We start from the raw sequence: 25,044 nt of genomic DNA, 5'->3' as shown, positions 1-25,044 counted from the left end.
AGCAGACCAACGCACACAACGCACCAAGGCCGAGGGCCGCGCAGACACACAGTCTGCGCGGCCCTCGGCTCGTCAAGCAACGATGCGGCTCAGAGCCTCACGGCGTAGGGCATGATCGAGCCCCAGCTGTACACGCCGGTGATGCGCACGGGCACGCCGAAGGTGGGAGCCTCGATCATCTGGCCGCCGCCCAGGTAGATGGCGACGTGGTAGATGCCGGACTGGGTGCCGTTGGAGGACCAGAAGATCAGGTCGCCGGCCTCCATGGAGCCGATCGGCACGTGCGTGCCGTAGCTGTACTGGGCGCGGGAGAGGTGCGGCAGGTCGACGCCGGCGCTCTCCCAGGCGAGCATGGTCAGGCCGGAGCAGTCCACGCCACCGTAGGATTCGCCGCCCCACACGTAGGGAACGCCGAGGTAGCTCTTCGCGGTCGCAATGGCCGTGTCAGCGCCGCCGCCGGAGTAGGAGGGCGCCGAGTACGAGGGCTCCTCGTAGGAGTAGGAGGGCGCAGAGTAAGACGGCGCCGAGTACGAGGAGTCGTCGTCATCGTCATCGTCGTAGGAGGACGAGGCCTGGGCGGCGGAATCGGCGGCAGCCTGGCGTTCGGCGGCTGCGGCGGCATCGGCCTGACGCTGGGCTTCAGCAGCGGCGGCTGCCTGCTCGGCGGCGACGCGCGCGGCTTCCTGACGCTCGGCTTCGAGGGCGGCCTCACGCTGGTTGATGAGGTCGACGGTCGTGTTCTGCTTGGTGGCCAGCTCCTGCACGTAGGCGCCACGCTGGGCGGCGACGATCGCGGCCTCGTTCTGGGCGGCGGTCGCGGCCTGGTTGGCGGCGTCGGTGCGCTTCTGCACCTCGTCCGTGGCGGCCTTCTGGTTGGCGAGCGCGGTGTTCGCGGCGTCGCGGGTCACCTTGGCGACCTGCTCGAGTGCAGTAACGTTCTGCATCTTCGCCTCGGCGGAGGAGGAGAAGGAGCTGATGCCGGCCTGCTTGGTCTCGACGCTGCGCAGTCCGTCGGAGTCGAGGTAGGGGGCGATCGCGTCGAGCGTGCCACCACCGTTACGGTAGGCAGCCTGTGCGACGGAGGCGATCTGCTGCTTGCCTTCCTCGAAGGCAGCCTCGGCGGCGTCCGCGTCAGCCGACGCCTGATTGGCGGTTGTGGTCGCCTCTTGCAGCGCAATATTCGCTTCGTTGAGGTCTTCGCCCGCGATCTGCGCGTTCTGCATCGCGGTTGCGGCGCTGGCGTTGACTTCGGCGAGCTTGACCTCAATCTGGGCGACGCTCATCTTCGCAGCCTCTTCGGCGGCCTTGGCGGCAGCGATCTCTTCCTCAGAGGGGGCGGCTTGCGCCATCTGGGGCAGCACGAGGAGGGCACAGGCGGCGATAGCCATCAGGCCCGTGCGAATGGTTCCGCGTCGTCTCATCGTTGTCTCATCTCGTCCAATTAGGTGCGCCGGAGCGCGCGTACTGGGAAAGAGCCTATCCACTTTCGTCACGCTTGGCAACAAACACACCACAAAACTCAAATTTCACACATGCACCAATCGCAACATAAGTAACACCGGCACCATGATTACCGCACAAATACCTGCGTTTTCATAACATTTTCAACCACCATCATGAGCCTGCTCACATACTCGACCGACGGACGGCAGCTGTCACAAAAGTCCACCATCCGGGACCATCGCGCCCCGACCTCGTCGATGACAAACAATTGAAGGCATGAACCGTCGAATGTGCCGCTGACTGCGCGTCAGCACAAGCGACTGCCGCGCAGTCCCCCGACAGCGGGACGCGCCTCGACGCATGTTCACTTCACCGCATCTGCGGCCCGCCGGAGGGGAATCAGAGACGAACCACCCCTCACCTAAGGAGCCGCACAATGACCGCCAACGACTGGTCCTTCGAAACCAAGCAGATTCACGCCGGATACAACCTCGACCCCGCCACCGGCGCGACCGCGCTGCCCATCTACCAGACCTCCTCCTACGCCTTTGAAGACACCGCGCAGGCAGCGAGCCGCTTCGCCCTGCAGGAGCTGGGCCCCATCTACACGCGCCTCACCAACCCGACGACCGACGGCGTCGGCGCCCGCATCGCGGCCCTCGAGGGCGGAGTCGGCGGCCTCCTCGTTTCCTCCGGCCAATCCGCGACCGCCCTGTCGATCCTCGCCCTGGCCGTCGCCGGCAACAACGTGGTCGCCTCCCCCTCCCTCTACGGCGGCAGCGTCACCCTACTGAAGAACACGCTGGGACGCCTGGGCATCGAGACACGCTTCGTCGCAGACCCCCTCGACCCCGAGGCCTGGCGCGCGCTCGCCGACGACAAGACGGTCGCCTTCTACGGCGAGACCATCCCCAACCCGCTGGGCGACATCCTCGACATCGAGCCGATCGCAACGGTCGCCCACGAGGTCGGCGTGCCCCTCATCGTCGACAACACGGTCGCCACCCCCTACCTGATCCGACCGATCGAGTGGGGCGCCGACATCGTCATCCACTCGGCCACCAAGTACCTGGGCGGTCACGGAACCTCGATCGCGGGCGCGATCGTCGACTCGGGCAACTTCGACTTCGCCTCCCAGCCCGAGCGCTTCCCCCTGTACAACGCGCCCGACGAGTCCTACCACGGCCTCGTCTACGCCCGTGACCTGGGCGTGGGCGGCGCGCTGGGCGCGAACCTGGCGTTCCTGCTGCGCATCCAGACGCTCATCAACCGTGACCTGGGCGCCGTCACCTCCCCCTTCAACGCGTTCCTGATTTCGCAGGGCATCGAGACACTGTCCCTGCGCATCGAGCGCCACGTCTCCAACGCGCTGGCAGTCGCCCGATTCCTCGAGGCCCACCCGGATGTCGAGTCCGTCAACTACGCGGGCCTGGAGTCCTCCCCCTACTACGAGCTGGGCAAGAAGTACGCGCCGCTGGGCACGGGCGGCCTGCTCTCCTTCGTCCTCAAGGGCGGGTACGAGGCCGGCCGGGCCTTCGCGGACGGCGTGCAGCTCCTGCCCGTGGTCGCCAACATCGGCGACGCGAAGTCCCTCGTCATCCACCCCGCGTCGACGACGCACTCACAGCTGACCGAAGAGGAGCTGGTCAAGGCCGGCGTCGCGCCCGGCACCGTGCGCCTGTCGATCGGCCTGGAGAACATCAAGGACATCCTCGCCGACCTGGAGCTCGGCTTCGACGCGGCCCGCGCGGCCACGGCCTAACAGACCCGTCGGCGGCCTCGGGGATACACACACTCCTGAGGCTCCGAGGCCGCCGCTGCCCCTCCCCCCGTCTCCCTCGACAGCGAAGCACCCCTGCGAAAGAAGGACATCATGAGCCGTCACAACCTGCCCCCCGCACCCACGTCCGGTGCGTGGCGCGAGGGCGACCCGGTCGCCTTCCGCAAGTTCGCGAACCTGGGCGCTCAGCGCCTGGAGAACGGCGAGATCCTGCCCTCCGTGACGCTCGCTTACGAGACGTGGGGCGAGCTGGACGAGGCCTCGTCCAACGCGGTCCTCATCCTGCACGCGCTGACCGGCGACGCGCACGTGTGCGGCGAGGCGGCACCCGGCCAGCCGACCCCCGGCTGGTGGGAGCAGATCGTGGGGCCGGGGCGCATCATCGACACGGACCGCTACTACGTGGTCGCCGCGAACGTGCTGGGCGGCTGTCAGGGCTCCACGGGCCCGGCGTCCCTCGCTCCCGACGGCACGCCGTGGGGCTCGCGCTTCCCCGTGATTTCCACGCGCGACCAGGTCTACGCCGAGTCCCGCCTGGCCGACCTGCTCGGCATTGACGAGTGGAGCATCGTCGTGGGCGCGTCACTGGGCGGACACCGCGCCATCGAGTGGGCGGTCAGCTACCCGGAGCGCGTGCGCCGACTCGTGGTCGTGGCCTCGGGCGCGCAGACGACCGCCGATCAGGCCGCGTGGACCCACACGCAGATCCGCGCGATCGAGCTGGATCCAGCGTGGCACGGCGGCGACTACCACGCGGGCCCCGGCCCGAATGCGGGTCTTGCGCTCGCCCGCCAGATCGCGCACACGACCTACCGCTCCCCCTCGGAGCTGGACGAGCGCTTCGGCCGCATCCCCCAGAACGACGAGGATCCGCTGCACGGCGGTCGCCTGGCGGTGGAGTCCTACCTGGACTACCACGGTGAGAAGATCGTGCGCCGCTTCGACGCGGGTTCCTACGTGGCGCTGTGCCGTACGATGCTCTCCCACGACGTGGGCCGCGACCGCGGCGGCGTCGTCGAGGCCCTCAAGGCCGTCACCGCGCGCACGCTCGTCGTCGCGGTCGACTCGGATCGCCTGTTCTTCCCCGAGCAGGTCTGGCAGATGGCCGCCGGAATTTCGGGTGCGTTCTACCGCGAGATCCACTCCGACCACGGTCACGACGGCTTCCTCATCGAGCATGACCAGCTGACCGCCCTCCTCGACGAGTTCCTCAACGAGCGCATCCCCTCGCGCGCGTCCTCCTTCGCCTGATCGAGCCCCATTCTCCGCGAGGCCGCCCCGTCTCCTCCTCCTCATCAACGAGGCCGGGGTGGCCTCGCGCGTTATGCTGACCCCATGAGCGTTACCAGCAATCCCGAACCCGGCGACGAGCCGATCCCAGACACGAGCGGTCTGCCCGAGCTGTCCGGGGTGGACACCCCGGCCTCGTCCCCCGAGGGGATCCCCGAGCGCGACGTCATGGCACCGTGGGGCGAGGACGGCCCTCCCGGGCTTCAGTGGCGCACCGACATCCTCGGCGACGGGTACGAGTCGCGCACGATCGAGCTGCTCGACGACGCGGAGGGGCCCTGCGTGGCGACCCTGGTGCGCGCGACCCCACCTAAGAGCGCCCGCATGACGGTCCTGTACCTGCACGGGCGCAACGACTACTTCTTCCAGACCGAGATGGCGCAGCAGCTGGTCGACGCGGGCGCCGCGTTCTACGCGCTCGACATGCGCAAGTACGGGCGGTCCCTGCGCCCCCACCAGACGATCGGATACGCCGACGACCTGTCCGTGTACGACGAGGAGATCGGCGAGGCCATCGAGATCATCCGTTCCGAGCGCGAGGACGAGCCGATCGTCCTCATGGGCCACTCGACGGGCGGCCTGATTGCGACCCTGTGGGCGCACCGCCACCCGGGCGTCCTGGACGGCCTGATCCTGAACTCGGGCTGGCTGGAGATGCAGTCGATGGCCGCCTGGCGCGGGGCGATGGCCCCCGTCATCGGGCGCATCGCGTCGCGCAACCCCATGTGGGAGGTGCCTTCGGGCGGGACCGGCCACTACGGTCGCTCGCTCGCGGGGCGCGCCTCCTCGGAACTGCCGATCCCGGAGGGGCTGTCGGCGCAGGACCCGTCGGTCGCCGGCTGGCCGATCATCCAGGAGTGGAAGCGCCCCGAGTCCTACCCGGTCCCCGCCTCGTGGCTCGAGGCGATCATGGCTGGGCACGACACGATCGAGAAGCGCGTGCACCTGAACTGCCCGGTCCTGTCGATGGTGTCCACGTCGGCCTATTTCGAGGAGGAGTGGTGCGAACGCGTCTTCACGTCCGACACCGTCCTGGACCCCACGGTTATCGCCGAGCGGAGCTTGGGCCTCTCGGACCTGGTGACGATCGCCCGTTTCCCCGGCAAGCACGATCTGGTCCTGTCGGACGCTCCCGTGCGCGAGGCCGTGTACGCGACGATGCGCGGCTGGCTGGACGCTTTCGTGCACTGAGCCTCAGGTAGCGAGGAGGCCCGGGATCGCGTGATCCCGGGCCTCTCTTCGTGCGTGTGCGTCGCGTTGTGTGGACGCCCGCCGCGGTCGCGTCAGTGCTTGGCGGAGTGCTGTCCGCGCGGAGCCTGCGCGTACTCGCGCACGATCTCGCGGTTGATCTCGTCGAGGGCTTCCGCCAGGGTCGGGCCCAGGCGGTCGCCGATGCGCACCTGGCCCCACGCGTCGATATGGCCGAGGCCGCGCGCGGTGAGCAGGGTGTCCAGCGACGGGTAGGTGAGGCCCGCGCCGGAGATGGCACCGCTCGCGGCGAGCACCAGGTCGGCGGGCAGGCCGAGTTCGCTGCGGGCCACAAGGGGCGTGTCCTGGCCGAGAATCTCCGCAAGGGTGCGCAGTCCGGCCTCGTCGCGGCCAAGGACCGGCAGGCCCTCCGCGCGTGCCTGTGCAACCTCGGGGGATTCTTCGGAGCGATCCACGGACGAGGCCGTGGCCGCGTCGGTCGCACCGCCATCGTTGAGTTCGCTCGACTCCTCGCGAGCGCGGCGCGTGGCGCGGCGGCTCATGTGGGCGGGGCGCTCCCAGCGGGGCTTGTCTTCCTCGGGGGTCGGCTGCTCGTCGACCTGGGGTTCGTCGGCCGGCTGATCATCGGCCTGCGGCTCCGTGGCCGGCTCGTGGGACTCCTCGGAGCGCGACTCGTCGGCGGAAGCATCGGCGTCGTCGTGAGCGTCGACGTCGGACTCATCGGCCGCGTCATCAGCGTTCTCGTCCGCGGCGTCATGCTCCTGGGCCTCAGCGGCGTTGTCTTCGTGATCGAGGAGCTCGTCGGCCAGCTCGGCCTCGGCATCCTCGAACTCGTCGGCACCATCCGCGCGGTTGTCAGACTCGGATTCAGCTTGCTCCTCACCCGGCTCTGCCTCTTCACGCGAAGCTTCCACGGCCTCGTCGGACGGCTGCTCGTCGGAGGACTCTTCAGTGGAGGACTCTTCGGCGGCGGGCTTCCAGGGAGCCGGGGGCTCCTCGTCCATCGGGTAGGTGAAGACCTCGCGCAGGTGCGGGGCGACCTTCGGCGTGGGGCGCGTCGTGGGGGTCTCCGAGTCCTCCTCGTTCGAGGCCTCGGCGCTCTCTGCGGGAGGCGCGGGGATCACGGACTCTGCGGGCACGCTTTCCTCGAAGGGAGCCGGCTGCTCGGTCGCGGCGGCCAACTCAGGGGCTGCCGCGGCGGAGGCGAGGAGCTGCGGGGCGTGGCCGTAGAGGCGCGGACCAACCGCATTCACATCGAGGAAGAGGCGTCCGTTGGACATCTGGCGCAGGTTCATGAGGTGCACCTCGACGCCGGAGGTCGCCAGCACAGACAGGGCGGGGCGCACGGAGGGGTCAATGTCGCCCGCGACCATGATCAGGCGGGGGCCCGGGCCGACGGCAGGGGGCATCGAGTCGCGGAACTGCGCCCAACCGGCGCGGAAGCCCTCGGGGCCGGACGGGTACTCGGCGGCGAGATCCGACCAGGAGATCGAGGCGACCTCGGCCAGTCGAGACAGGGAAGTAATGAGGGTCTCGGAGTCGAGTTCTTTGAGGATTTCGACGGAGACGATCTGGCCGGTCACGTCGAGGGCCGTCAGGCGAGGCGTTTCCTCATCGTCCTGGCCGGTCATGTCGCGCCAGGTCACGGGGAAAAGCGGACGCGAGACGATCTGCAGGACCTGCTGGCAGATAGCGTCAACGAGGTCGGGTCCCAGGTCTTGGGCGACCGGGTATCCGAATTGAGCGGGTACGAGGTGACCATCCTCGAACTCAAACAGGGCCATCGCTCTTTCCTTCACGTGTATGGGGCGCTCGTGGCCATTGTTTCATACGTTCCAAAAGAAGCTAGGACGACACAGGCACATTGCGGTAGATACCACGTAATTATCAGGCGATATTACGGGCGTCGACGAGGCATCACACCCGCGAAATCCACCGTACCCACAGTCTTTCAAGCCGGTAGAATAGTTCGCTAGTACGACACGATGCCGGTACGACGAACAGGACGACCTGAATACCATCCAGTCCGAGGACGAAGCCGTCACGGCGATGCGCGCGACGACCATCACCAACCTCGCCTCTCTCGAGCGCGACCTCACCAACGTCAACGGTACCCTCATGGCCATCGAGGGCACCCGCACCTCGCAGGACTTCGCCAACATCATCGCCGGCAGAAACCAGACGACGGACGAAGAGTGGGCAGCGCTCAAGGAGGCGCGGACAAACAAGGCCTCCAACCGCTAACTCATGCTGAGTGGCACTCCCAGCCTCCCACGGGCGGGGCCGCCGTCGCACGCGCACACACCAGTCCCGACAGCAACCCGGGCGAAGGGAAATGCTAGCCACTGACACATGCTGAGCAACTATCCTCAGTTGTCCGATGACTTGGGACCAATGTCGTGTACGATGACAGATGTCGCTCGGAATCCGGATGGCGCAGCATCTTCCACCCGGTTAGACTACTGCGCGGCTGAGCATATGAGACAGAACAGGGTGACACTCAATGGGCAGGGATAAGCTGCGTATCGTTGAATATTCGGCGCCGGAGCTGCAGGTTCCAGCGTCCGATGAAACGCGCCGCGAACTGTCACCCTACTGCCTGAACGCAGACTCCTCCCCCCGCATTTACCCGCATTCCGAACACGCGGTCAGCCCGCATCTGCCGCCCGTGGAGCGCATGCCCGTCCCCGTGACACCCTTCCCCAAGCTCTTCCGCGACGACCCGGAACCCGCGTAATCTACAGGGCCGCAGGCACCCGCTTCCTCGCCCCCCTTTCCCGACAGCGCCACGAACCCCCACGCACACCCCAACCGGCCACGGCCTCGCGCGACCATCCGCACACCGGATACCCGCCGCCCCGGGCGCATCCGCGTGACAGACTGGCACCATGAGCGAGAGCTTCCTGACGGACCTGCGCGCACTCATCGACGTCGACGCCTCAAGCGGCACGCGAGCGCGCTACTCCTCCGACGCCGGCCTAACGCGCATCCCACCCCTGGCCGTCGCATTCCCGCGCACGCCCGAGCAGGCGATCGCGGCCTTCGACCTCGCCCGCGCCCACGGCGTCCCCCTCACCGCCCGAGGCGGCGGCACCTCGTGCGCGTCCAACGCGATCGGCCCCGGCCTCGTCCTCGACTTCTCGCGGCACATGAACCGCGTCATCTCCATCGACCCCGAGGCCCGCACGGCCACCATCGAACCCGGCTGCGTCGGCTCCACCCTCCAGGCCGCGTCCGCGAAGCACGGCCTGCGCTTCGGCCCCGACCCGTCCTCCCAGAACCGCGCGACGATCGCCGGCATGGTCGCCAACAACGCGTGCGGCCCGCATGCAACCGCCTGGGGGCGCACCTCCGACAACATCGTCTCCCTCGACTGCGTGGACGGGCAGGGGCGGCGATTCACGGCCACGACCGACCACGACGCCGCCCTCAGCGACGTACCGGGGTTGGCCTCCCTCATCGACTCCAACCTGGCGCCCATCCGCACCGAGCTCGGCCGCTTCAAGCGCCAAGTCTCCGGCTACTCCCTCGAGCACCTCACCCCCGAGGGCGGGCGCAACCTCGCCGCCATGCTCACGGGTACCGAAGGAACCCTCGTCCTCATCCTGTCCATCACCGTGCGCCTCGTGCCCCTGCCCGACGCGCCCGTGCTCGCCGCCCTCGGCTACCGCTCCATGATCGAGGCCGCCGACGACGTGCCCGCACTGCTCACCCACTCGCCCCTCGCGGTGGAAGGCATGGACCGTCGCCTCGTCGACGTCGTACGCGCCCACAAGGGCCCCGGCGCCGTCCCCGCCCTGCCCGAGGGCGAAGGCTGGCTCCTCGTCGAAGTCGGCGCCCCCGGCGAAGACATCACCGCCTCCCTGGAGCGCGCACGCGCCCTGTGCGCCGACTCGGCCGCCATCGACACGGTCGTGTACCCGCCGGGGGCCCAGGCCTCGGCCCTGTGGAGGATCCGCGCCGACGGTGCGGGCCTGGGCGGGCGCACCCCGCCGGACGGCGCAGGCGGCGGCGACCAGCAGGCCTGGCCCGGCTTCGAGGATGCGGCCGTCCCGCCCGAGAACCTCGGCGCGTACCTGCGCGACTTCACCGCCCTCATGGAAGAGTTCGACATCGACGGGCTCCTGTACGGGCACTTCGGCGACGGGTGCGTGCACGTGCGCCTCGCCATGCCGCTCGACACCCCGGAGGGCGTCGCCCACTCGCGCGCCTTCCTGCAGTCCGCGGCCCGCATCTGCGCGGCCCACGGCGGCTCCGTCTCCGGCGAGCACGGCGACGGGCGCGCCCGCGGCGAGCTCCTGCGCTTCATGTACTCCCCCGAGATGCTCGACCTGTTCGCCCGCGTCAAGCACGTCTTCGACCCGGACAACCTGCTCAACCCCGGGGTGCTCGCCGCCCCCATGGACGAGGCCGAGGCCACCTCCCGCGCGCGGGTGCGGAATGCCGGTAGTGCCGGAGTTGCCGGCGGGGCCCTCGAGCTCCAGCCCGGCGTCGACCCCCTCGACTTCAGTTTGCGCCGCGTCGCCGCGCGCCCCATGCCCGCGGACGGTGGCTTCGCCTTCACCCACGACGGCGGCGACTTCACGGCCGCCGTCCACCGCTGCACGGGCGTCGGCAAGTGCCGCGCGGGAGTGTCCGGCACCTTCATGTGCCCGTCCTACCTGGCCACGCGCGAGGAGAAGGACGTGACCCGCGGCCGCGCCCGCATCCTCCAGGAGGCCGCAAACTCGCAGCTCGTCAAGGCCATCGACTCCCCCGAGGTCCTCGAGGCCCTCGACCTGTGCCTCGCCTGCAAGGCCTGCTCCGCCGACTGCCCCGCCGGCGTCGACATGGCCCGCTACCGCTCCGAAGCGCTGTTCCGCACCTACCGGGGCCGCATGCGTCCCCTCAGCCACTACACGCTCGGTTGGCTGCCTCGCCTCACCCGCGTCACCGCGCGCGTGCCCGGCCTGGCAAGCATCGCGAACGCCGTCATGTCGGTCGCACCCCTGCGCTCACTCGCATTCCGCATCATTGGCCTCGATCCTCGACGAGGCATGCCCGCCCTCCAGTCCGGCACCTTCACCGCGTGGGCTCGCCGCCGCTCCCTGTTGGCGGACAGCGTTCCTGCGTCGGCTTCGTCGGATGCCGTATCCGATGCCCGCGAGCGCGAGGGTGCACAGGCCTCGTCGATGTCGGACTCTCCGATCCTTTCCGGGCCGCGCGACCCCAGCGGGCGGCCATACGCGCTCGTGTGGGCAGACTCGTTTAGCCAGACCCTGGACGATGCTGGTGCGCGCGCGGTCGTCGACGTGCTCGAGGCGAACGGGTTCGCGCCAATCGTCGCGCCGGACGCGTGCTGCGGCCTCACGTGGATTACGACGGGTCAGCTGACGGGGGCGAAGAAGCACTTGGCGTCGTTGCTGGGCGTTCTTGCGCCTTTCGCGGCATCGGGGATCCCGATCGTCGGCGTTGAGCCATCGTGCACGGCAGTGCTGCGCGACGACCTGCTGGACCTGCTGCCCGAGGACCCGCGCTCTATGCTCGTGTCGGGCGCGACGCACACCCTCGCCGAGGTGCTGTCAGCCGTGCCCGCATCCGGGCGTCGCCTGCCGAGCCTGGAGGGCGTCGAGATCGTCGCACAGCCACACTGCCACCACTACTCCGTCATGGGGTGGGACGCGGACCAGGCGTTGCTCGAGTCGCTGGGCGCACGCGTAACACGGCTCGAGGGCTGCTGTGGCCTGGCCGGGAATTTCGGCATGGAGGCGGGCCACTATGACCTATCTGTGGCCGTCGCTTCCCATTCGCTGCTGCCGTCCCTGTCGGCCCAGCCGGATGCGGTGTACCTGGCGGACGGCTTCTCCTGCCGCACCCAGGCCGCCCAGCTGGCGGGCCGCGGGGGCGTCCACCTGGCGACGCTGCTTGCGGGGCGTTCCGCCTGAATTCTGGCGTCGATGAGTGGCCCCGCGAGTGTTCCGGGCGGAGCTTGCGGGTCATGCTCGACAATTCCGCACGTAATTCCCTTGCGGGTACTTCAAACTGAGAAGATCGGTCGTTGGAATTGCAACGTTTTCAGACGCACTTAAAAAATGACCGCCTTAAATTACGTGCGACATTTGCCTGAGACAGTTTTCGCCACCGCCAACGGACACCAAGGCCAGGCCCCGCCACCGCCCACGGGCACCGCAGCCAGGCCCTCCGGTCCCTCCGGCGCCCTCCACACCTGTGGAGCCTGGTGTTCTCATGGGTTTAGCGCGTCGGCTCGAAGCCCGGCCTGGCCACAACGCCTTAATCGCAGGCGACCAGTAGTCCTGAGATGTCGGCAGGCCCTTGATTGCTGGGGCCTTCCCACCGAGCTCGCTCACAACACGGGTATCACGATCTTTTCATGCCCTCGCAGCGGCATTTAGTGGCGAGCCCAGCATTGTCATCCAGCAGACAACCGCGACTTCCCTTGTTGATGAGGGCCCTACACCCGATCCGTAGGCATTACACCCCTTCTGTTCGGGTGCATCGCGACGTAACGGGTGTAGCGGGACATAACGGGTGCATCGCGACGCAAAAAGCGCAGCACCTCGCAACGCATGAAGCGCCACGTAACCGGTGGAGCACTTCCGTTGGTGTTCAGAACTCCTACGACCACCGTCGAAATGCTCCCATATGAAAACGCCGATGTGGGCCGTCGCAGGCCACGGTTGGAGCTGCCCACAAGTTCTGTGCCGATGCGGGAATCGATGCTTGATACGGTGCGAGCACCTCAGCTACCCAAGCTCTCAGCCTCACAACATCCTCATAATCCATCCATGAAACCCGATAGATCGTCCATCCAGCACTGCGCAGGTCATTTTCACGTTGGATCCAGTCACGCTTCGCCCGCGCGAACTCAGCATCATCCTTGCCCAGTTTTCCAATGCCATCGAACTCGAAGATGATCATGAGTCCAGGAATCGCAATGTCCAAAAAGTAATGACGCCCGTTAACAACAATTTCATGCTGGGTAACCACTTTGAACCCACACACCGACTTCACAACCCATAGCAAAGCGGCCTCAGCAGGATTGTCGCACCCCGGGTCAGCGGCCCGAATGATGGCTTGCGCTCGCCGTGACGGAATGTTGCCCGTTTGTTGGCTCCACTGCGTCAACCTGGCTAGCATTCCTGATCTGACTTCTTCCGCTCGGCCACGGCATTCATCCTGCGAAAAGAGGGAGAAGGACGAGAGCCGATTGAGAACCATGCAGACACCCACGAATGCACTCAGGTGCTCAGACCAGCACGCCATTCGTACCGCAGCATCACTAGCTCCTTCCGCTAAGACGCCTCCAGCGGACTGTAGTCTTTTCTCAAGAGGAGGAGCAATAGACCAGCGCACCGCGACTGCAGGCACCAGGAACCCTGCTGCACGGACTGCACGAAGGGGCTTGCTCCCACGACGGGTATGAGCCCATACGAAAACGTCCGGATTTGCCTCCCACAGCGGAATCCCGTGACAGACAAGTGAACTCGCACCGACGAAGACTCGATCTCCACTCCCGGATGCGTGAACCGCAAGGAGACGTGCTCGCGCCACTGTTGTCCATGTGCTCCATGGAGTCTCGAGAAGACGCGGATCTTCGACTTGAACGTAGCACCCTCGCATCACGTGCAAGCAAAGGCCTGGCTCTTGCTCCTCACGGGCCATTCGGCACCTCTCCGAGGAGCGAATAACTGTCATTTGATGGCTGCTCATAATTCGATTGTCACAGCACAACAAACACAGCACACCAAGAAACTCACGCCCTGTGGATAAACCACGACACGAGCAAACAGCTGTGGATAGCGAGAACCACATCCTTTGTCTTGCCCCCAACTGCGGCGGGAGCATCAAGAACGGCCGGGGATGGAGCAGTAGTCATCCCTCGCCTCTTCTCAACACAAGACGCTCCATCATTCACTGACCACAGGTTCACTTGTCCTCGCTGGCAGTACACCCGATCCGTAGGCATTACACCCCTTCTGTTCGGGTGCATCGCGACGTAAAGGGTGCAGCAGGAGGTAACGGGTGCAGCGCTAGCTACCCCAGCCCTGCGCATCAGCAGAAGTACAACAGTGATGACCCGCCAGCACTCAGGATCCCACCCGCACCAGGCCAACAACCTTCGCCGAGGCAGGGGCGCCCGTCTCGCGGGCCCAGCGGGCCTCGACGTCCGAAACATCGATGGACGGATCGACGAGCAGTGCTGTCGACAGTGCCTCCGCCAACACGCCCGACGAGGCCACGACGCTGACTTGTCGAACGCCCGCACGCGCGGGGTAACCCGTACGCGGGTCGATGATGTGGTGGTCGAAAATCCGACCGCCACCCACGGATGTTTCACGCGATGTTTCACGCGCACGATGATCCGCCGCAGACCCCGCACAAACAGCACGCACACCACCCAGCGGCCCCAGGTTGTCGCCGGACGTCGACAGGGACGCCATGCCACCCGCAGGCAGATCCACGACGCCAGCGACCGACGTGGGCCCGCCATGAGGGTCGCGCAGGCCGGCACGCCACGAAGAGCCGTCGGCGCGAGTCCCGAACACCGACACCGACGAGGTCCCCACCGACACCAACACGCCACGCGCCCCCATGGCCACGGCCAGGTCGCGGCACGCATCGGCGGTGCGCCCCTTCGCGATACCGCCCAGGTCGAGGCGCGGACTGGGAACATCCACGCCACCGACGCACTCAGCAGGGGCACCCATCACCCACCGCCGCTCGCCAACGCGCGACAGCAAGCCCCACGACGACGCCCGCAACGCCGCCTCCACAACACGCTCAGAAGGCGCGGGCGGCAAGGGCACACCCGCGACGTACGCGGCCCGCATCGCCTTGACGTCCCACGCGGCAACGAGCGGCCCGATCAACGGGTTGAACGCTCCCCCGGTCGCCTCCGCGAGCGCCAGCGCGTCACGCAGCAGCCGGTCGGTTTCTTCGCTCACGACGAGGACGGGGCCGGCCACCGCGGAATCAGCCCCGCAACGGGACGTACCGTCACTGCCCCCTGCCGAAGCAACAACAGAATTGAGCCGCGACACCTCGGACGAAGGCCGGAACACGCTCCACATGTCCTCGTGGCGTGCAACAACGCCCACGACAGCGTTGACGATCGCCATGCCGTCCCCGCCCCAGCCGATGATGTCGACGCGGGTGCCCATCGCTGGGAAGGAGGAGCGCCACGTGGGAGCAGACCCCGGGGACCCGGCCACGGCCTCGTCCCCCGGCGCGCCGGTGGTACGCGCCAAATCAGCCGTCGGAGCCTCCGAGGTCCTTGTCGAGGTCGCCGTCCTTCGTGGCGTCGTTCAGGCCGGGGATGTTGATGTCGTCGGCGCCGTCCGGGGAGACGCCCTGGGCGGCGGCGATGGCGCGGATGGCGGCCTGCACGAACTGCTGGTGGGCGACGGTGGCACCGGTGATGACGTCGACCTTGGCGGGGTCGCCGACCTTGGTGAGGTTGTCGGAGTACTCCTGGTAGGAGGCGACGGCGGCCTGAGCCTTCTTGTAGTAGTCCTCGTTGAAGACTTCGCCCGCGGAGTTCTTGCCGTACTCGGTGCCCTTGTCGGTGCCGTCGGCCAGCGTCGTCTCGTAGGAGGTGGCGGTGATGCGCCCGCCCTCGACGGTGATGGTGATCGTACCGATGGAGCCCTGGTCGTCGGCGTTGGACTGGGCGGTCCAGGTGCCGTCGCTCATGGGCTTGGTCATGTCCAGGCCGGTGTTGGGCGTGCACGCGGCCAGGATGGTCGCGCCGAGGGCGCCGAGGACCGCGTACGAGGCCGGGGCAACCCAACGGGATCGGCTCTCAACAGGGGTGGGCGTGGTCATCGCACCTTGTCCTTTCCGCTGCGCGCGTCGCCGTCGCGGCCGGGCAGAACCAGGCCGGATGCGCGCTGTTCGAAGTCGTGGTCATGCCAGGTTTCCTTGACGACCTTGCCGTGGTCGAGTCGGATTTCGCGCTGGCCCTGTTCGGCGACAAGCGCGTCGTGGGTGACGACCATGAGGGTCGTACCGTCCTGGTGGAGCTGGTTGAACAGGTCGAGGACGATCTCCTCGTTGGTTTCGTCCAGGTTGCCGGTGGGCTCGTCGGCCAGCAGCAGCTTGGGGTAGTTGATAAGGGCGCGGGCCACGCACACGCGCTGCTGCTCGCCGCCGGAGAGCTGGCGCGGCAGGTGGGTGGCACGATCGGCGAGGCCGACGCGGTCGAGGGCCTCGAGGGCCTCCTTCTCGTCAGGCATCGAGTGGTAGTACTGGGCGACCATGACGTTCTCGAGGGCCGTCAGGTGACCGATGAGGTGGAACTGCTGGAAGACGAGGCCGATGGTCCGGCAGCGCACCTCGGTGAGTTCGTCGGCGGTCAGGTCGGAGATGTCGTGGCCGTCCAGCATGACGGTGCCCTTGGTGGCGGTGTCCATGGCGCCGACGATGTTCATGAGGGTGGTCTTGCCGGATCCGGAGGGGCCGACGATGGAGACCCACTGGCCGCGCGGGATCTCGAGGGACACGTTGTCGAGGGCGTGCAGGTCGCCGTAGATCTTCGAGACGCCCTCGAGGCTCAGCAGCGCGTCCGTAGGGGCCGATGAGGCCGGGGTGGCGGTGGAGGTGGTCATGGTGACTCTCATTCTCCGCGCAGGACGAGCGCGGGGTCGACGGCCAGTGCGCGGCGCACGGGCGTGAGGCAGGCGAGGACGGCGACGAGGATCGAGCAAGCGACCGTGCCGAGGAGGATGACGGGGTGCAGCGAGATGGATCGGTGGAACACGGAGGTGGAGATGAGGACGGCGAGGCCGTAGCCTGCCCCGGCGCCCAGGATGCCTCCGATGAGCCCGAGCATGACACCCTCACCCATGAACTCGCGGGTGATGGAGCGGGCGGTCGCGCCCAAGGCCTTGCGCAGACCGATCTCGTTGCGGCGCTCGGTGACGACGGCAATCATCGTCGTGGACACGCCGATCATGGTCAGCGCCAGCACGATGACGGTGATGACGACGAGGAGGGAGCTCAGCATCGCGAGGACGCCCGTGTCGGACTGGGCGAGGCGGCGCACGGTCTGGGCGTGAATCTCGGGGTTCGCGGCGTTCATCGCGTCGGCGATGGCGCTCAGCTGCTCGCCCTCCAGCGCGATCGAGTACTCGGCGAGCGACACGGTGCCGCTCTGGCCGGTCAGGGCGCTCATGTCCTGGCTGGACATGTACACGTAGCCGTCTTCGTTGCCGCCGGTCTTGAGGATGCCGGACACGGTCAGGGTCACGGTGCGTGGATCGACCTTCAGGCCCGAGGCCGGAGCACCCGACTGCACCTGCGCGCCCTTCGAGGAGGCGCCGGCGTCCAGCTGGCTCACCGTGATCGTGTCCCCGGCCTTCACGTCAATCGTCGAGGCGACCTGCTCGCCCACGAGCACCTGGCCCGTCGCAGCGGGCCACTGCCCGTCCACGAACCAGTACGGGTTCATGGCGTGCACGGCCTCCAGGTCGGCGCCGCCCGCCACGTAGGGCTGGTCGTTGATGGTGACGGTCTCGTAGTCGAAAGCGGCGGATCCGACCAGAGCGCTCGCGGGAACCTGGGCGGTCGCGGCGGCCACGGCCTCGTCCGTGATGGGCACGTCACCGGCGGGGGTGACGACGAGGTTGGCGCCGTAGGAGCGGATCTCGCGGGCCATCTGCGCGGGCACGTCGACCGCGATCGTGACGAGGCCGGACAGGGTGGTCGCGCCGATGGCGACGGCGAGGATCGCGATGAGGACGCGTGAGCGGCGGCGCAGGATGGAGGAGGTGACCATCCGCCAGAACATTGCTCGTCTGGACATGGGCATCACCTTCCGTGCAGGACTTCCGCCGCGTTGAGGCGCAGCAGGTAGCGGATCGCTGGGATGGAGGCTCCCAGGACGACGAGGATGACGAGGACGGCGACGAGGCCGACGACGACGGGCACGAAGGAGATCGACGAGTGGAAGACCATGTAGCCGATCGCCTGGGCCAGCGCGAGGCCTCCGCCGTAGCCGAGGACGCCGCCCACCAGGCCGACGATGATCGTCTCCGTCAAGAACAGCGCGATGATCTGCTTGTCTTTGGCACCCACGGCCTTCATGAGGCCAATCTCGTTGGAGCGTTCCATGACGCCCGCGGTCACCAGGTTAGCGATGGCCAGGGCCGAGGCGATCAGCGCCAGGACGGTCACGAGGACCATGAGCAGCTGGGTCTTCTCGAGGATCGTGCCCTCGGACTGGGCGACCTGGCGGACCGGGCGTGCCACGGAGTCCGTCATGACTTCCTCGATCTGGTAGGCGATGGAGGAGACGTAGGCGGTGCAGTACCAGGTTTCCTTCTCGGACACGCTCAGCGAGTTCGGGTTCTTCGCGGCCTTGCGGGCCAGGTCATTGTCAGGCGTGGTCAGGGCCGAGACCTCGACGCTGCCGACGACGCCCTCGCGGTTCAGGAGCGCCTGGGCCTGCGGGAGCTGGATGAACACGCCGCGGTCGGAGTCGTCACCGCTGGTGAGGATGCCGCGCACCGTGAAGTCGCGGGTGATGCCTTCGCGGGTGAGGGCGAAGGTGTCGCCGACCTTCAGGCCGTGGGCGGCCGCGTAGGAGGTGCCGACGAGGGCGCCGTCCTCATCGTCGTCCGTCGGCCATGCGCCCTCGATTCCCCACCAGCCGCGCAGCTTGTCGAGGCCGGTCTCGACGCTCTCGCCGGTGGCCAGCTCGAGGTGATGGCTGAACCAGGTGCCGGTCGTAGGCACGTGCTCGCCGCTCCCATCCGTGACGGACACGCTCAGCAGGGGTGTGAAGTCGAGGATGTTGTATGTCCAGAAGATCGTCTTGATGTTGCCGAGCTCGTCCTCGCGCAGGTAGGAACGGGACTCGGTGGCCTCGCCCGTGGAGTAGAGGTCGTCGAGGACGGCCGCGCCCTGGGGGCGCACGACGATGTTCGCGCCGTAGGACTTGAGTTCCTGGTTGACCTTGTCGCCCACGTTGAACATGACGGAGAGCATGGACGTGGCAACGCAGGCACCCAGCGCGACGGTCAGGGCGATCATCAGGTGGCGGTTACCACGCCTCGTGAGGGCGCCGCGCAGCATTCGGAAGAACACGCGATCCCCTTACTTCGCGAAGACGGAGGCCGAGGCCTCGAGAGCCGAGATCGGCACGGTCAGCGTACCGTTGGAGACCTTGTAGTCGATGGGGATCGGGTTGCAGCCGCCCTTAAAGCCGATGGTCGCGATGTTCATCGCCACTTCACACAGCTTGCAGATGACCTTGCCGTCCTTCTCGTAGTAGCCGGTGGGGCCGCAGATATCGCACGCGTCCAGGCCCACGCCGAAGGAAGAGCCGGACTTCTGGATGACGATGAAGCGCACCTTCACGCCGCCCGAGGTCGTGTACTCGAAGCGGTGCAGGTGACCGTCGGAGATGTCGGCGAGGTTGACGCTCACCTGGTCGTCGACGACGCTGTAGGACTCGGGCGGGGACAGCTCGATCTCCTGGCTGCCGTAGGCGACGCCGACGGTGATGAGCAGCGCGCCGCACAGGTAGCCGAGGGCGGCGGTGCCCGCCATGGACTTGTAGAGGCGCGAGCGCGCGCGGCCCAGGCGTCCCTCGGCGGGGTTGGCCCCGACGGTCGGAATCGAGCGCGAGGCCAGCCAGGTCATGACCACGACGGCGCACAGGGCCAGGCCCGCGGCGATCGTGAAGACGGCCTCGTGGTTGATGAACCACGACATGACGTTCCACGCGTCCTTGGGAATCGCAATCCAGCGCTTGGCCTTGATGATGCGCACGATCATCAGGGCGTGGTTGGCCAGCAGCGAGATCAGGATGAAGGCCGCCGGCCACACGCGGTTGTTCCACGAGCACAGGCGGTAGGAGACCCATGTGACAAAGCAGACGAGCACCCACGCCAGCACGTAGCCGACGAGCGCGAGGACGACCGGGGTCGAGTAGATCTCGACGCCGCCCGAGAGCATCATGACGGCCTGGTTCATGGCCGTGGGGACTGCGCGGAACAGGGCGGCCGCAATGTAGAGGGCGCCGACGATGCGCACGAGGGTATCCCCACTCACCGCGGTTTCCATCGACGAGGCAGCCCGGGCCTCGTCGTCTGCGCCTGCGGGCAGGAGGGAACGCACGCGGCGCGAGCGCACCGCGATGAGCGTGAGGAAGAGGACCGCGAAGACGATCGCGACGGGGAGGGTGAACAGGCCAACGGTCTGGCGGTTCACCGACTTGGGGGCCTCGACGTTGATGATCGTCAGGGCCAGGGAGGAGACCATGCCCAGGCCGATGCCGGCCCACACGGCGACCGAGCGCGCCTTCTTACCGCGGCGACCACGCCCGGCGGCCGGCATGAAGCGGATAACGGCGCCGAGCGCGAGCATAGTCAACAGCAACGTCAGGGTTGCTTCACTCATCTGCTGAAGCATTGGCTTTCCTCCTGAAATAAAGGTTCACCGAAGTCTTAAGCTACGGTGTCGATTCTAGTCCCGTCACGGGGCGGGGGCCGAGGCGAGAGGTCCCCACAAAGAACCACTGCCTCGGCCCCGCGAAGAGTGCGCGTCGATCACCAGGAAACGGCCGTGGGATCCCACTGCCAATCCGGGAACTCGGCGACGAGCGGCTCGGTCCAGAAGCGGCCCTCGACACCCGTGGTCTTATCGGTGTGCAGCAGCCAGCCGCTCGGGGGCTTGATCGAGAACGCCACGTCGTAGGTGCCGGCGTCCAGCTTGGGCAGGTTCAGGCCGTAGTGCGGGCCATCGGACGCGTTCATCGGCATGAGCGTGCCCTCCTGGACGACGTTGCCGGACTTGTCCTTGATCGAGTAGTCCACGGTCAGGCCGGGGACGAAGTCGCCCGCGCCGTAGCCGAGCTTGTTGTCGGCGGCAGCGGCGATGTCGGCCTCAATGTGCATCGAGGACTCGGCGGCCGGGGTGCCCACCGTGGGCTCCATCTCGACGGGCTGGAAGTAGACGCCACCCACGACGAGGGGGCCGACGTGGACCTCGTCGCCGAGGGGCTGCTCTTCGAAGCCAGCGTCCTCGCCGGGGGCGGGGGCGGCAGAGTCAGCGGCCGCCGAGGACGAGGTCGACGGCTTCTCGCTGGAGGACGAGGAGGAGTTGTTGGAGCAGGCAGCCAGGGTGCCTGCGAGGGCCAGCGTGGCCAGGGCCGCGCCGACGCGGAACAGAGAACGCTTCATAATGTTGATCTCCTGTGCGTGTTGGTTGGGTGAAACGTCGGTGTCGCTCGAGAGGAATCAGTCCTCGGCCCGCGACTGGGCGGCCTCGCGGGCGAGGCGAGCTTTTCCGAAGAAATAGAGACCGACGATGATGGCGAGAACGATGGCTTGCGCGGCCAGGTTCTCCACTCGGGGGTAGATCCCCAAGAGGTCAATGGTGGGGAATCCGGAGATGGGCGTCAGCGACACGACGTCCGCCTCCTGGAGCTCCGCGATGCCCGCACCCGCGAAGGTGAAGGCCATGAAGGCCATCAGCAGCGAGGTGACGGTGAAGAAGGGGCGCAGCGGGATGCGCACCGCCGCGAACTGGATGAGCAGGTAGATGACGACCAGGACGACGAGGCCGACCGCCAGGCCGATCCACACGTAGTGGACCTTGTCGCCTGCGGCGGCGACGATCGGCACGTAGAAGAGCATCGTCTCGGCGCCCTCGCGCAGGACCGCGAGGAAGGAGATAAACGCCAGGCCCAGCAGGGAGCCGCTGGTCAGCGAGGCGTCCGTCTGCTTCTTGATGTAGTCGTCCCAGGCCTTGTTGGAGGACTTGTTGATCATCCAGTTGGAGACCCAGATCAGCATGACGACCGCGAAGAGCGCGGCGAAGCCCTCGAGGAGCTCCTGGTTGGCGCCCGCCAGGGAGGTCACGTAGCTGAAGAGGAAGGCCAGGCCCACTGACAATCCAAGGGCGAGGGCCACGCCGCCCCACACGATGGGGGCCTTGTTCTTGTGGCCGGCCTTAGCCAGGTAAGCCAGGACCGCGGCGACGACCAGGATCGCCTCCATGCCCTCACGCAGGATCACAAGGAGGGAGGGCAGGAACTGGGCGATCCACGGGGAGGTGCCCGAGCTGTCAGTGGTCTTATCGGCGGCCTTGCCGGTGTAGCCGTCGAGGCTATTGGCGTCCTCGCGGATGTAGTTCGTCAGCGTCGAGAGGTGCTGGTCGACCGCGGCCGAGTCGTCGTCGGTCATGGCCTTCTTGAGGAGAGAGAACTCCATCTCCACCTGCGAGACGCGCGAACCGGAGATGCGGCTCATGACCTGCTTCTCCATGCCAGTGATCTCGTAGTGCTTGTAGTAGGCCTCGTTGACCTTGTCCTTACCGGCCTTGGCATCGCCGCCCTTGTAGGCGTTAGCGCCGTCCTCGAGGATGCCGTTGATCGTCTTGGCAACCTCGCCCCACGCGCCGGGGCTGTAATCGTCCGACGAGGCCTGGGCTGCCGACCCGGGGGCCACGCCGTCCAGAGATGCGCCGTCTTCGACCATGTACTGCTTGAGGGTCTTCGCGTGGCTATCAACGCCCGCGCTGTCGGCGTCACTCATGGCCTTCTTCAGGAGAGAGAACTCCATCTCCACCTGGGAGACGCGCGAACCGGAGATGCGGGCCATGACCTGCTTCTCCATGCCGGTGATCTCGTAGTGCTTGTAGTAGGCGTCGTTGACTTTGTCCTTGCCGCCCTTAGCGTCGCCCGCCTTGAAGGTGGACACGCCTTCGTCGATCAGGCCATTGATCGTCGTCGAGACATCGCTCCACGTCTGATCTGCTGCGCGCGAGGGCGCGGCGAACATCGCCACCGCCAAGGCCGCCATAACTGCGACGACGAGGACGCGACTGAGTCGCTGACCGACATTGCGTACGTGAGCGCGAATACTATGCGCGTGAGCGCGAAGCACTGTCACCGCTTGCCTCCTGACGATCCGGCGATTAGGTAACGCCGGGATGATGGAATTCCTAAGCATTGAGCGTAGCCACATCTCGCCCAGGTGAAAAGTAGTCCGTTTAGGTCGTCCTAAATTGTGACCATGCTGTGACGGTGTCTAGCGCGGGGACATAGCCCCGTTGAGGGACTAAGGGCCCAGGATGATCGCTTACTGACACGATGCCATAAAAATGACTCATTAACTACACAAACACCCCACAAGGGCGCCAACTTGCACAAGAATTTAAAATCCTGTCATAATCCTCAGGCATCGATAGTTACATAGAAAGCGGTTCGGTACCCATGTCTCCCGATCCCAGCGCGTCCCCCACAGAGGAAACTGGCACCACTCCAGCAACGATGACAAGCCCGCAAGGGCCCACAGTCACCGAGCCCTTGCCTCTCCCCACCGACGCGGTGTCGGGCGAAGCAGCCCTGGCCTCGTCCCCCAAGCACCTCACGCGCAGCGACTGGGCGCGCATCGCGATCTTCGGGATCCCCTACGCCTCGTTTTTCCTGCTCGACATCATCCCGACATCGATCTTCCCCGCGTCATGGAACGCCACCCTCGTCAACGTCATACTCGACTCGATTTTCCTGGTGATGGCGCTGGCATTCTTTGGACGCGAGGTCCTCTCCGCATTCTCGTACCTGCGTAGGCGCCCCGTGCGCAAGATTGCGCTTCTCTGCGGCCTGTGGCTCCTGACCACCATGGTCCAAGGCGCTATACGCCTCTCGATCTACGGTCCGAACCCGCCGGTCGCACAGAACCAACAGGGGGTCGTCAGCGCACTATCCGACAACGCTCTAGGTCTCACATTCGCGTTCTTCGTAGCTATTGGCATGCCCTTGGTTGAGGAGATCTTCTACCGTCACATCCTGATCGGCAAGCTGAGCCCGTACGCACCAACCTGGCTTCTCGGGTCAATCTCCGCATTCCTCTTCGCCTACATGCACTGCCACGAGTGGCAGGACATGACCATGTACCTGCCCGTCGGCATCATCTTGACACTCGTGTACATCAAGTCCGGCAAGAACATTGCCTACTCGTGGATGTACCACGCGCTCAATAACTCGATCATGGTGGGCCTCATGTTCGCCATGCAGGGAGCACTGCAGAACGTCTGATTGCGGGATGTCGTGACGCCCCGCCCGGCTTCGGGCGGGGCGTTGCTGTACGCACGCGCGAGCACAACCAGCCGCACATGACGCCCGACCGCCTACGCGCTACACCCAGCCGCCGCACGTTGCACCCAGCCGCCACACTCAGGCCGACAGCTGGCGGCCTGGGCCCACCTATGCGCGTACTCAGGGGCTACGTACGAACAACACACCATGTCCGAGAGAGTTTTACCCAAAACGCAGACCACCTCGTCCATAACAGCCCGTTTTCAGCATTTTCACCGAGGTGGTCTGCACTTTGGCGAGCACTCCGACTCACGTCGCGGCCTCACCGCCACCAAACGGGGGGAATTGCACTACATGAGGCTCCGACACACCGATGACACGCGCCCAGAAGGCTTCGTGTAGTGCAAAACCCCCACCACTGACGTCGAAATCAGCAGAGATTCAGAAGATTCAACCTCATCGGGAAGATTCAACCCGATCAGAAGGGGTTGAATCCTCCCGATCGGGTGTATGCCTCTGCGTAACAAGGATTTTCATGAATGTGGAGGCATACCGGTATGGGGGCACCAGAGGAACCTGAGGGTACAAGAGGGCCTAGCTGCGGCGCCTATGTTCCCAGTTGCAGTACCGGTGGCGGCGGCAGATCCTTTCCTCCAAAAATCGCATGCAATTCCCCGGAGCAATAATAATCGAGAGCTCAAAACCGCAGAATACCAACGATCAGATTTCAAACCCGAAATACAATCAAGGGAATTGCATGCGAAATTGCTGAGACGGCGTCAGGGCCCGGCTGCGGCACCCGTGGGCGGCGGGGGGCACTGCACCCGTTACGTGGTGATGCACCCGTTACGTGGTGATGCACCCGTTACGTGGCCCTACACCCGATCAGAACGGGTGCAATGCCTACGGATCGGGTGCAATGCCTACGGATCGGGTGCACCGCACAACGCTCGAATACCCCAAAGAAGAGTCTGCCGCCCCGCACACATCACCCGTAGACAGGAACACACGAAGCCACAAGAACCCCAAGCACCGCCGGTGTGAAGGGCGCCGGAGGGACCTGCCGCGGTGCCGGTGGGCGGCGGCGGGGCCTAGCCGGGCTTCGAGACGACGCGCCGAACCACCAATCAGCACACCAGGCACCACTGGTGTGGAGGGCGCCGGAGGGACCTGCCGCGGTGCCGGTGGGCGGCGACGGGGCCTGGCTGCGGTGCCTACGGGCAGCAACGACACTACCGCCTCCCAAATTTCGCACGTAATTTATCGTGGTCATTTT

The 25,044-nt window shown here is 66.4% G+C and carries 18 protein-coding genes; 7 read left to right on the top strand and 11 right to left on the bottom strand.

Translation table 11 applies throughout. The features are described 5' to 3' along the window. Positions 1-89: 89 nt before the first annotated feature. Positions 90-1,421, bottom strand: coding sequence for an NlpC/P60 family protein (locus tag JJJ16_RS08605; protein WP_219752256.1), 1,332 nt, complete (start codon positions 1,419-1,421; stop codon positions 90-92). A 458-nt stretch (positions 1,422-1,879) separates the two neighbouring features. Between JJJ16_RS08605 and JJJ16_RS08600 the strand changes: the two genes are divergently transcribed. The 3 genes from JJJ16_RS08600 (at position 1,880) to JJJ16_RS08590 (ending at position 5,704) form a co-directional block, all read left to right on the top strand. Further along, complete coding sequence (locus tag JJJ16_RS08600; RefSeq protein ID WP_219752254.1) at positions 1,880-3,205, top strand: O-acetylhomoserine aminocarboxypropyltransferase/cysteine synthase family protein; 1,326 nt, start codon at positions 1,880-1,882, stop codon at positions 3,203-3,205. 111 nt (positions 3,206-3,316) lie between these two features. After that, entirely contained in the window at positions 3,317-4,474 is a 1,158-nt protein-coding gene (metX, locus tag JJJ16_RS08595) for a homoserine O-acetyltransferase MetX (RefSeq protein WP_219752253.1), read from the top strand. An 84-nt stretch (positions 4,475-4,558) separates the two neighbouring features. Beyond that, a complete protein-coding gene (locus tag JJJ16_RS08590; protein WP_219752251.1) occupies positions 4,559-5,704 on the top strand; it encodes an alpha/beta hydrolase in 1,146 nt (381 codons plus the stop codon). 92 nt (positions 5,705-5,796) lie between these two features. Here the strand turns inward: JJJ16_RS08590 and JJJ16_RS08585 are convergent, their stop codons facing one another. Then, positions 5,797-7,506 carry a hypothetical protein gene (locus JJJ16_RS08585; RefSeq protein WP_219752249.1) on the bottom strand — a complete coding sequence of 570 codons (1,710 nt, stop codon included), beginning with the start codon at positions 7,504-7,506 and terminating at the stop codon, positions 5,797-5,799. A 265-nt stretch (positions 7,507-7,771) separates the two neighbouring features. Here JJJ16_RS08585 and JJJ16_RS08580 point away from each other — a divergent pair, with 265 nt between their 5' ends. The 3 genes from JJJ16_RS08580 (at position 7,772) to JJJ16_RS08570 (ending at position 11,646) form a co-directional block, all read left to right on the top strand. Beyond that, positions 7,772-7,966 (top strand): hypothetical protein, encoded by a 195-nt coding sequence (locus JJJ16_RS08580; protein ID WP_219752247.1) that lies wholly within the window; start codon positions 7,772-7,774, stop codon positions 7,964-7,966. A gap of 259 nt (positions 7,967-8,225) precedes the next feature. After that, positions 8,226-8,459, top strand: a complete 234-nt coding sequence (locus JJJ16_RS08575; RefSeq protein WP_219752246.1) for an ABC transporter — start codon at positions 8,226-8,228, stop codon at positions 8,457-8,459. 151 nt (positions 8,460-8,610) lie between these two features. Next, a complete protein-coding gene (locus tag JJJ16_RS08570; protein WP_219752244.1) occupies positions 8,611-11,646 on the top strand; it encodes an FAD-binding and (Fe-S)-binding domain-containing protein in 3,036 nt (1,011 codons plus the stop codon). Between the two features lie 691 nt (positions 11,647-12,337). Here the strand turns inward: JJJ16_RS08570 and JJJ16_RS08565 are convergent. From JJJ16_RS08565 to JJJ16_RS08525, 9 genes are all read right to left on the bottom strand, one after another. Beyond that, the gene (locus tag JJJ16_RS08565; RefSeq protein ID WP_219752242.1) at positions 12,338-12,940 is read right to left on the bottom strand and encodes a hypothetical protein; all 603 of its coding nucleotides are present in this window, start codon (positions 12,938-12,940) and stop codon (positions 12,338-12,340) included. 869 nt (positions 12,941-13,809) lie between these two features. Then, a complete protein-coding gene (locus tag JJJ16_RS08560; RefSeq protein ID WP_225905274.1) occupies positions 13,810-14,970 on the bottom strand; it encodes an FAD:protein FMN transferase in 1,161 nt (386 codons plus the stop codon). Between the two features lies 1 nt (position 14,971). Then, positions 14,972-15,547: an FMN-binding protein gene (locus JJJ16_RS08555; protein WP_219752240.1), complete on the bottom strand. Its 576-nt coding sequence runs from the start codon at positions 15,545-15,547 to the stop codon at positions 14,972-14,974. After that, complete coding sequence (locus JJJ16_RS08550; RefSeq protein WP_176748711.1) at positions 15,544-16,329, bottom strand: ABC transporter ATP-binding protein; 786 nt, start codon at positions 16,327-16,329, stop codon at positions 15,544-15,546. Before JJJ16_RS08550 ends, JJJ16_RS08555 begins: the two co-directional genes overlap by 4 nt. 8 nt (positions 16,330-16,337) lie before the next feature. Further along, on the bottom strand, positions 16,338-17,525 hold the full coding sequence (locus JJJ16_RS08545) for an ABC transporter permease (protein WP_219752238.1): 1,188 nt from the start codon (positions 17,523-17,525) through the stop codon (positions 16,338-16,340). Between the two features lie 5 nt (positions 17,526-17,530). Beyond that, positions 17,531-18,808: an ABC transporter permease gene (locus JJJ16_RS08540; protein WP_318836544.1), complete on the bottom strand. Its 1,278-nt coding sequence runs from the start codon at positions 18,806-18,808 to the stop codon at positions 17,531-17,533. A gap of 9 nt (positions 18,809-18,817) precedes the next feature. After that, complete coding sequence (locus JJJ16_RS08535) at positions 18,818-20,137, bottom strand: DUF2318 domain-containing protein (RefSeq protein ID WP_219752237.1); 1,320 nt, start codon at positions 20,135-20,137, stop codon at positions 18,818-18,820. A 137-nt stretch (positions 20,138-20,274) separates the two neighbouring features. Then, positions 20,275-20,907 (bottom strand): iron transporter, encoded by a 633-nt coding sequence (locus tag JJJ16_RS08530; protein WP_219752236.1) that lies wholly within the window; start codon positions 20,905-20,907, stop codon positions 20,275-20,277. Positions 20,908-20,964: 57 nt separating this feature from the next. Further along, positions 20,965-22,620, bottom strand: coding sequence for an FTR1 family iron permease (locus JJJ16_RS08525; protein ID WP_219752235.1), 1,656 nt, complete (start codon positions 22,618-22,620; stop codon positions 20,965-20,967). 416 nt (positions 22,621-23,036) lie between these two features. Between JJJ16_RS08525 and JJJ16_RS08520 the strand changes: the two genes are divergently transcribed. After that, positions 23,037-23,768, top strand: coding sequence for a CPBP family intramembrane glutamic endopeptidase (locus tag JJJ16_RS08520; protein WP_225905273.1), 732 nt, complete (start codon positions 23,037-23,039; stop codon positions 23,766-23,768). The last annotated feature ends 1,276 nt before the right edge of the window (positions 23,769-25,044 follow it).

It is taken from the genome of Schaalia sp. ORNL0103, from assembly GCF_019429565.1.
Taxonomy (GTDB): Bacteria; Actinomycetota; Actinomycetes; order Actinomycetales; family Actinomycetaceae; genus Pauljensenia.
The sequence above is the reverse complement of the archived record's forward strand: the minus strand, read 5'-3'. Positions and strand labels throughout refer to the sequence as shown.

What these genes read in the sequence shown, in the direction of transcription:
- JJJ16_RS08605 (WP_219752256.1), bottom strand. Translation starts at nt 1,421, where the DNA reads ATGAGACGACGCGGAACCATTCGCACGGGCCTGATGGCTATCGCCGCC.
- JJJ16_RS08530 (WP_219752236.1), bottom strand. Translation starts at nt 20,907, where the DNA reads ATGAAGCGTTCTCTGTTCCGCGTCGGCGCGGCCCTGGCCACGCTGGCC.
- JJJ16_RS08550 (WP_176748711.1), bottom strand. Translation starts at nt 16,329, where the DNA reads ATGACCACCTCCACCGCCACCCCGGCCTCATCGGCCCCTACGGACGCG.
- JJJ16_RS08600 (WP_219752254.1), top strand. Translation starts at nt 1,880, where the DNA reads ATGACCGCCAACGACTGGTCCTTCGAAACCAAGCAGATTCACGCCGGA.
- JJJ16_RS08590 (WP_219752251.1), top strand. Translation starts at nt 4,559, where the DNA reads ATGAGCGTTACCAGCAATCCCGAACCCGGCGACGAGCCGATCCCAGAC.
- JJJ16_RS08545 (WP_219752238.1), bottom strand. Translation starts at nt 17,525, where the DNA reads ATGTCCAGACGAGCAATGTTCTGGCGGATGGTCACCTCCTCCATCCTG.
- JJJ16_RS08585 (WP_219752249.1), bottom strand. Translation starts at nt 7,506, where the DNA reads ATGGCCCTGTTTGAGTTCGAGGATGGTCACCTCGTACCCGCTCAATTC.
- JJJ16_RS08570 (WP_219752244.1), top strand. Translation starts at nt 8,611, where the DNA reads ATGAGCGAGAGCTTCCTGACGGACCTGCGCGCACTCATCGACGTCGAC.
- JJJ16_RS08565 (WP_219752242.1), bottom strand. Translation starts at nt 12,940, where the DNA reads ATGGTTCTCAATCGGCTCTCGTCCTTCTCCCTCTTTTCGCAGGATGAA.
- JJJ16_RS08575 (WP_219752246.1), top strand. Translation starts at nt 8,226, where the DNA reads ATGGGCAGGGATAAGCTGCGTATCGTTGAATATTCGGCGCCGGAGCTG.
- JJJ16_RS08555 (WP_219752240.1), bottom strand. Translation starts at nt 15,547, where the DNA reads ATGACCACGCCCACCCCTGTTGAGAGCCGATCCCGTTGGGTTGCCCCG.
- JJJ16_RS08535 (WP_219752237.1), bottom strand. Translation starts at nt 20,137, where the DNA reads ATGCTTCAGCAGATGAGTGAAGCAACCCTGACGTTGCTGTTGACTATG.
- metX (WP_219752253.1), top strand. Translation starts at nt 3,317, where the DNA reads ATGAGCCGTCACAACCTGCCCCCCGCACCCACGTCCGGTGCGTGGCGC.
- JJJ16_RS08580 (WP_219752247.1), top strand. Translation starts at nt 7,772, where the DNA reads ATGCGCGCGACGACCATCACCAACCTCGCCTCTCTCGAGCGCGACCTC.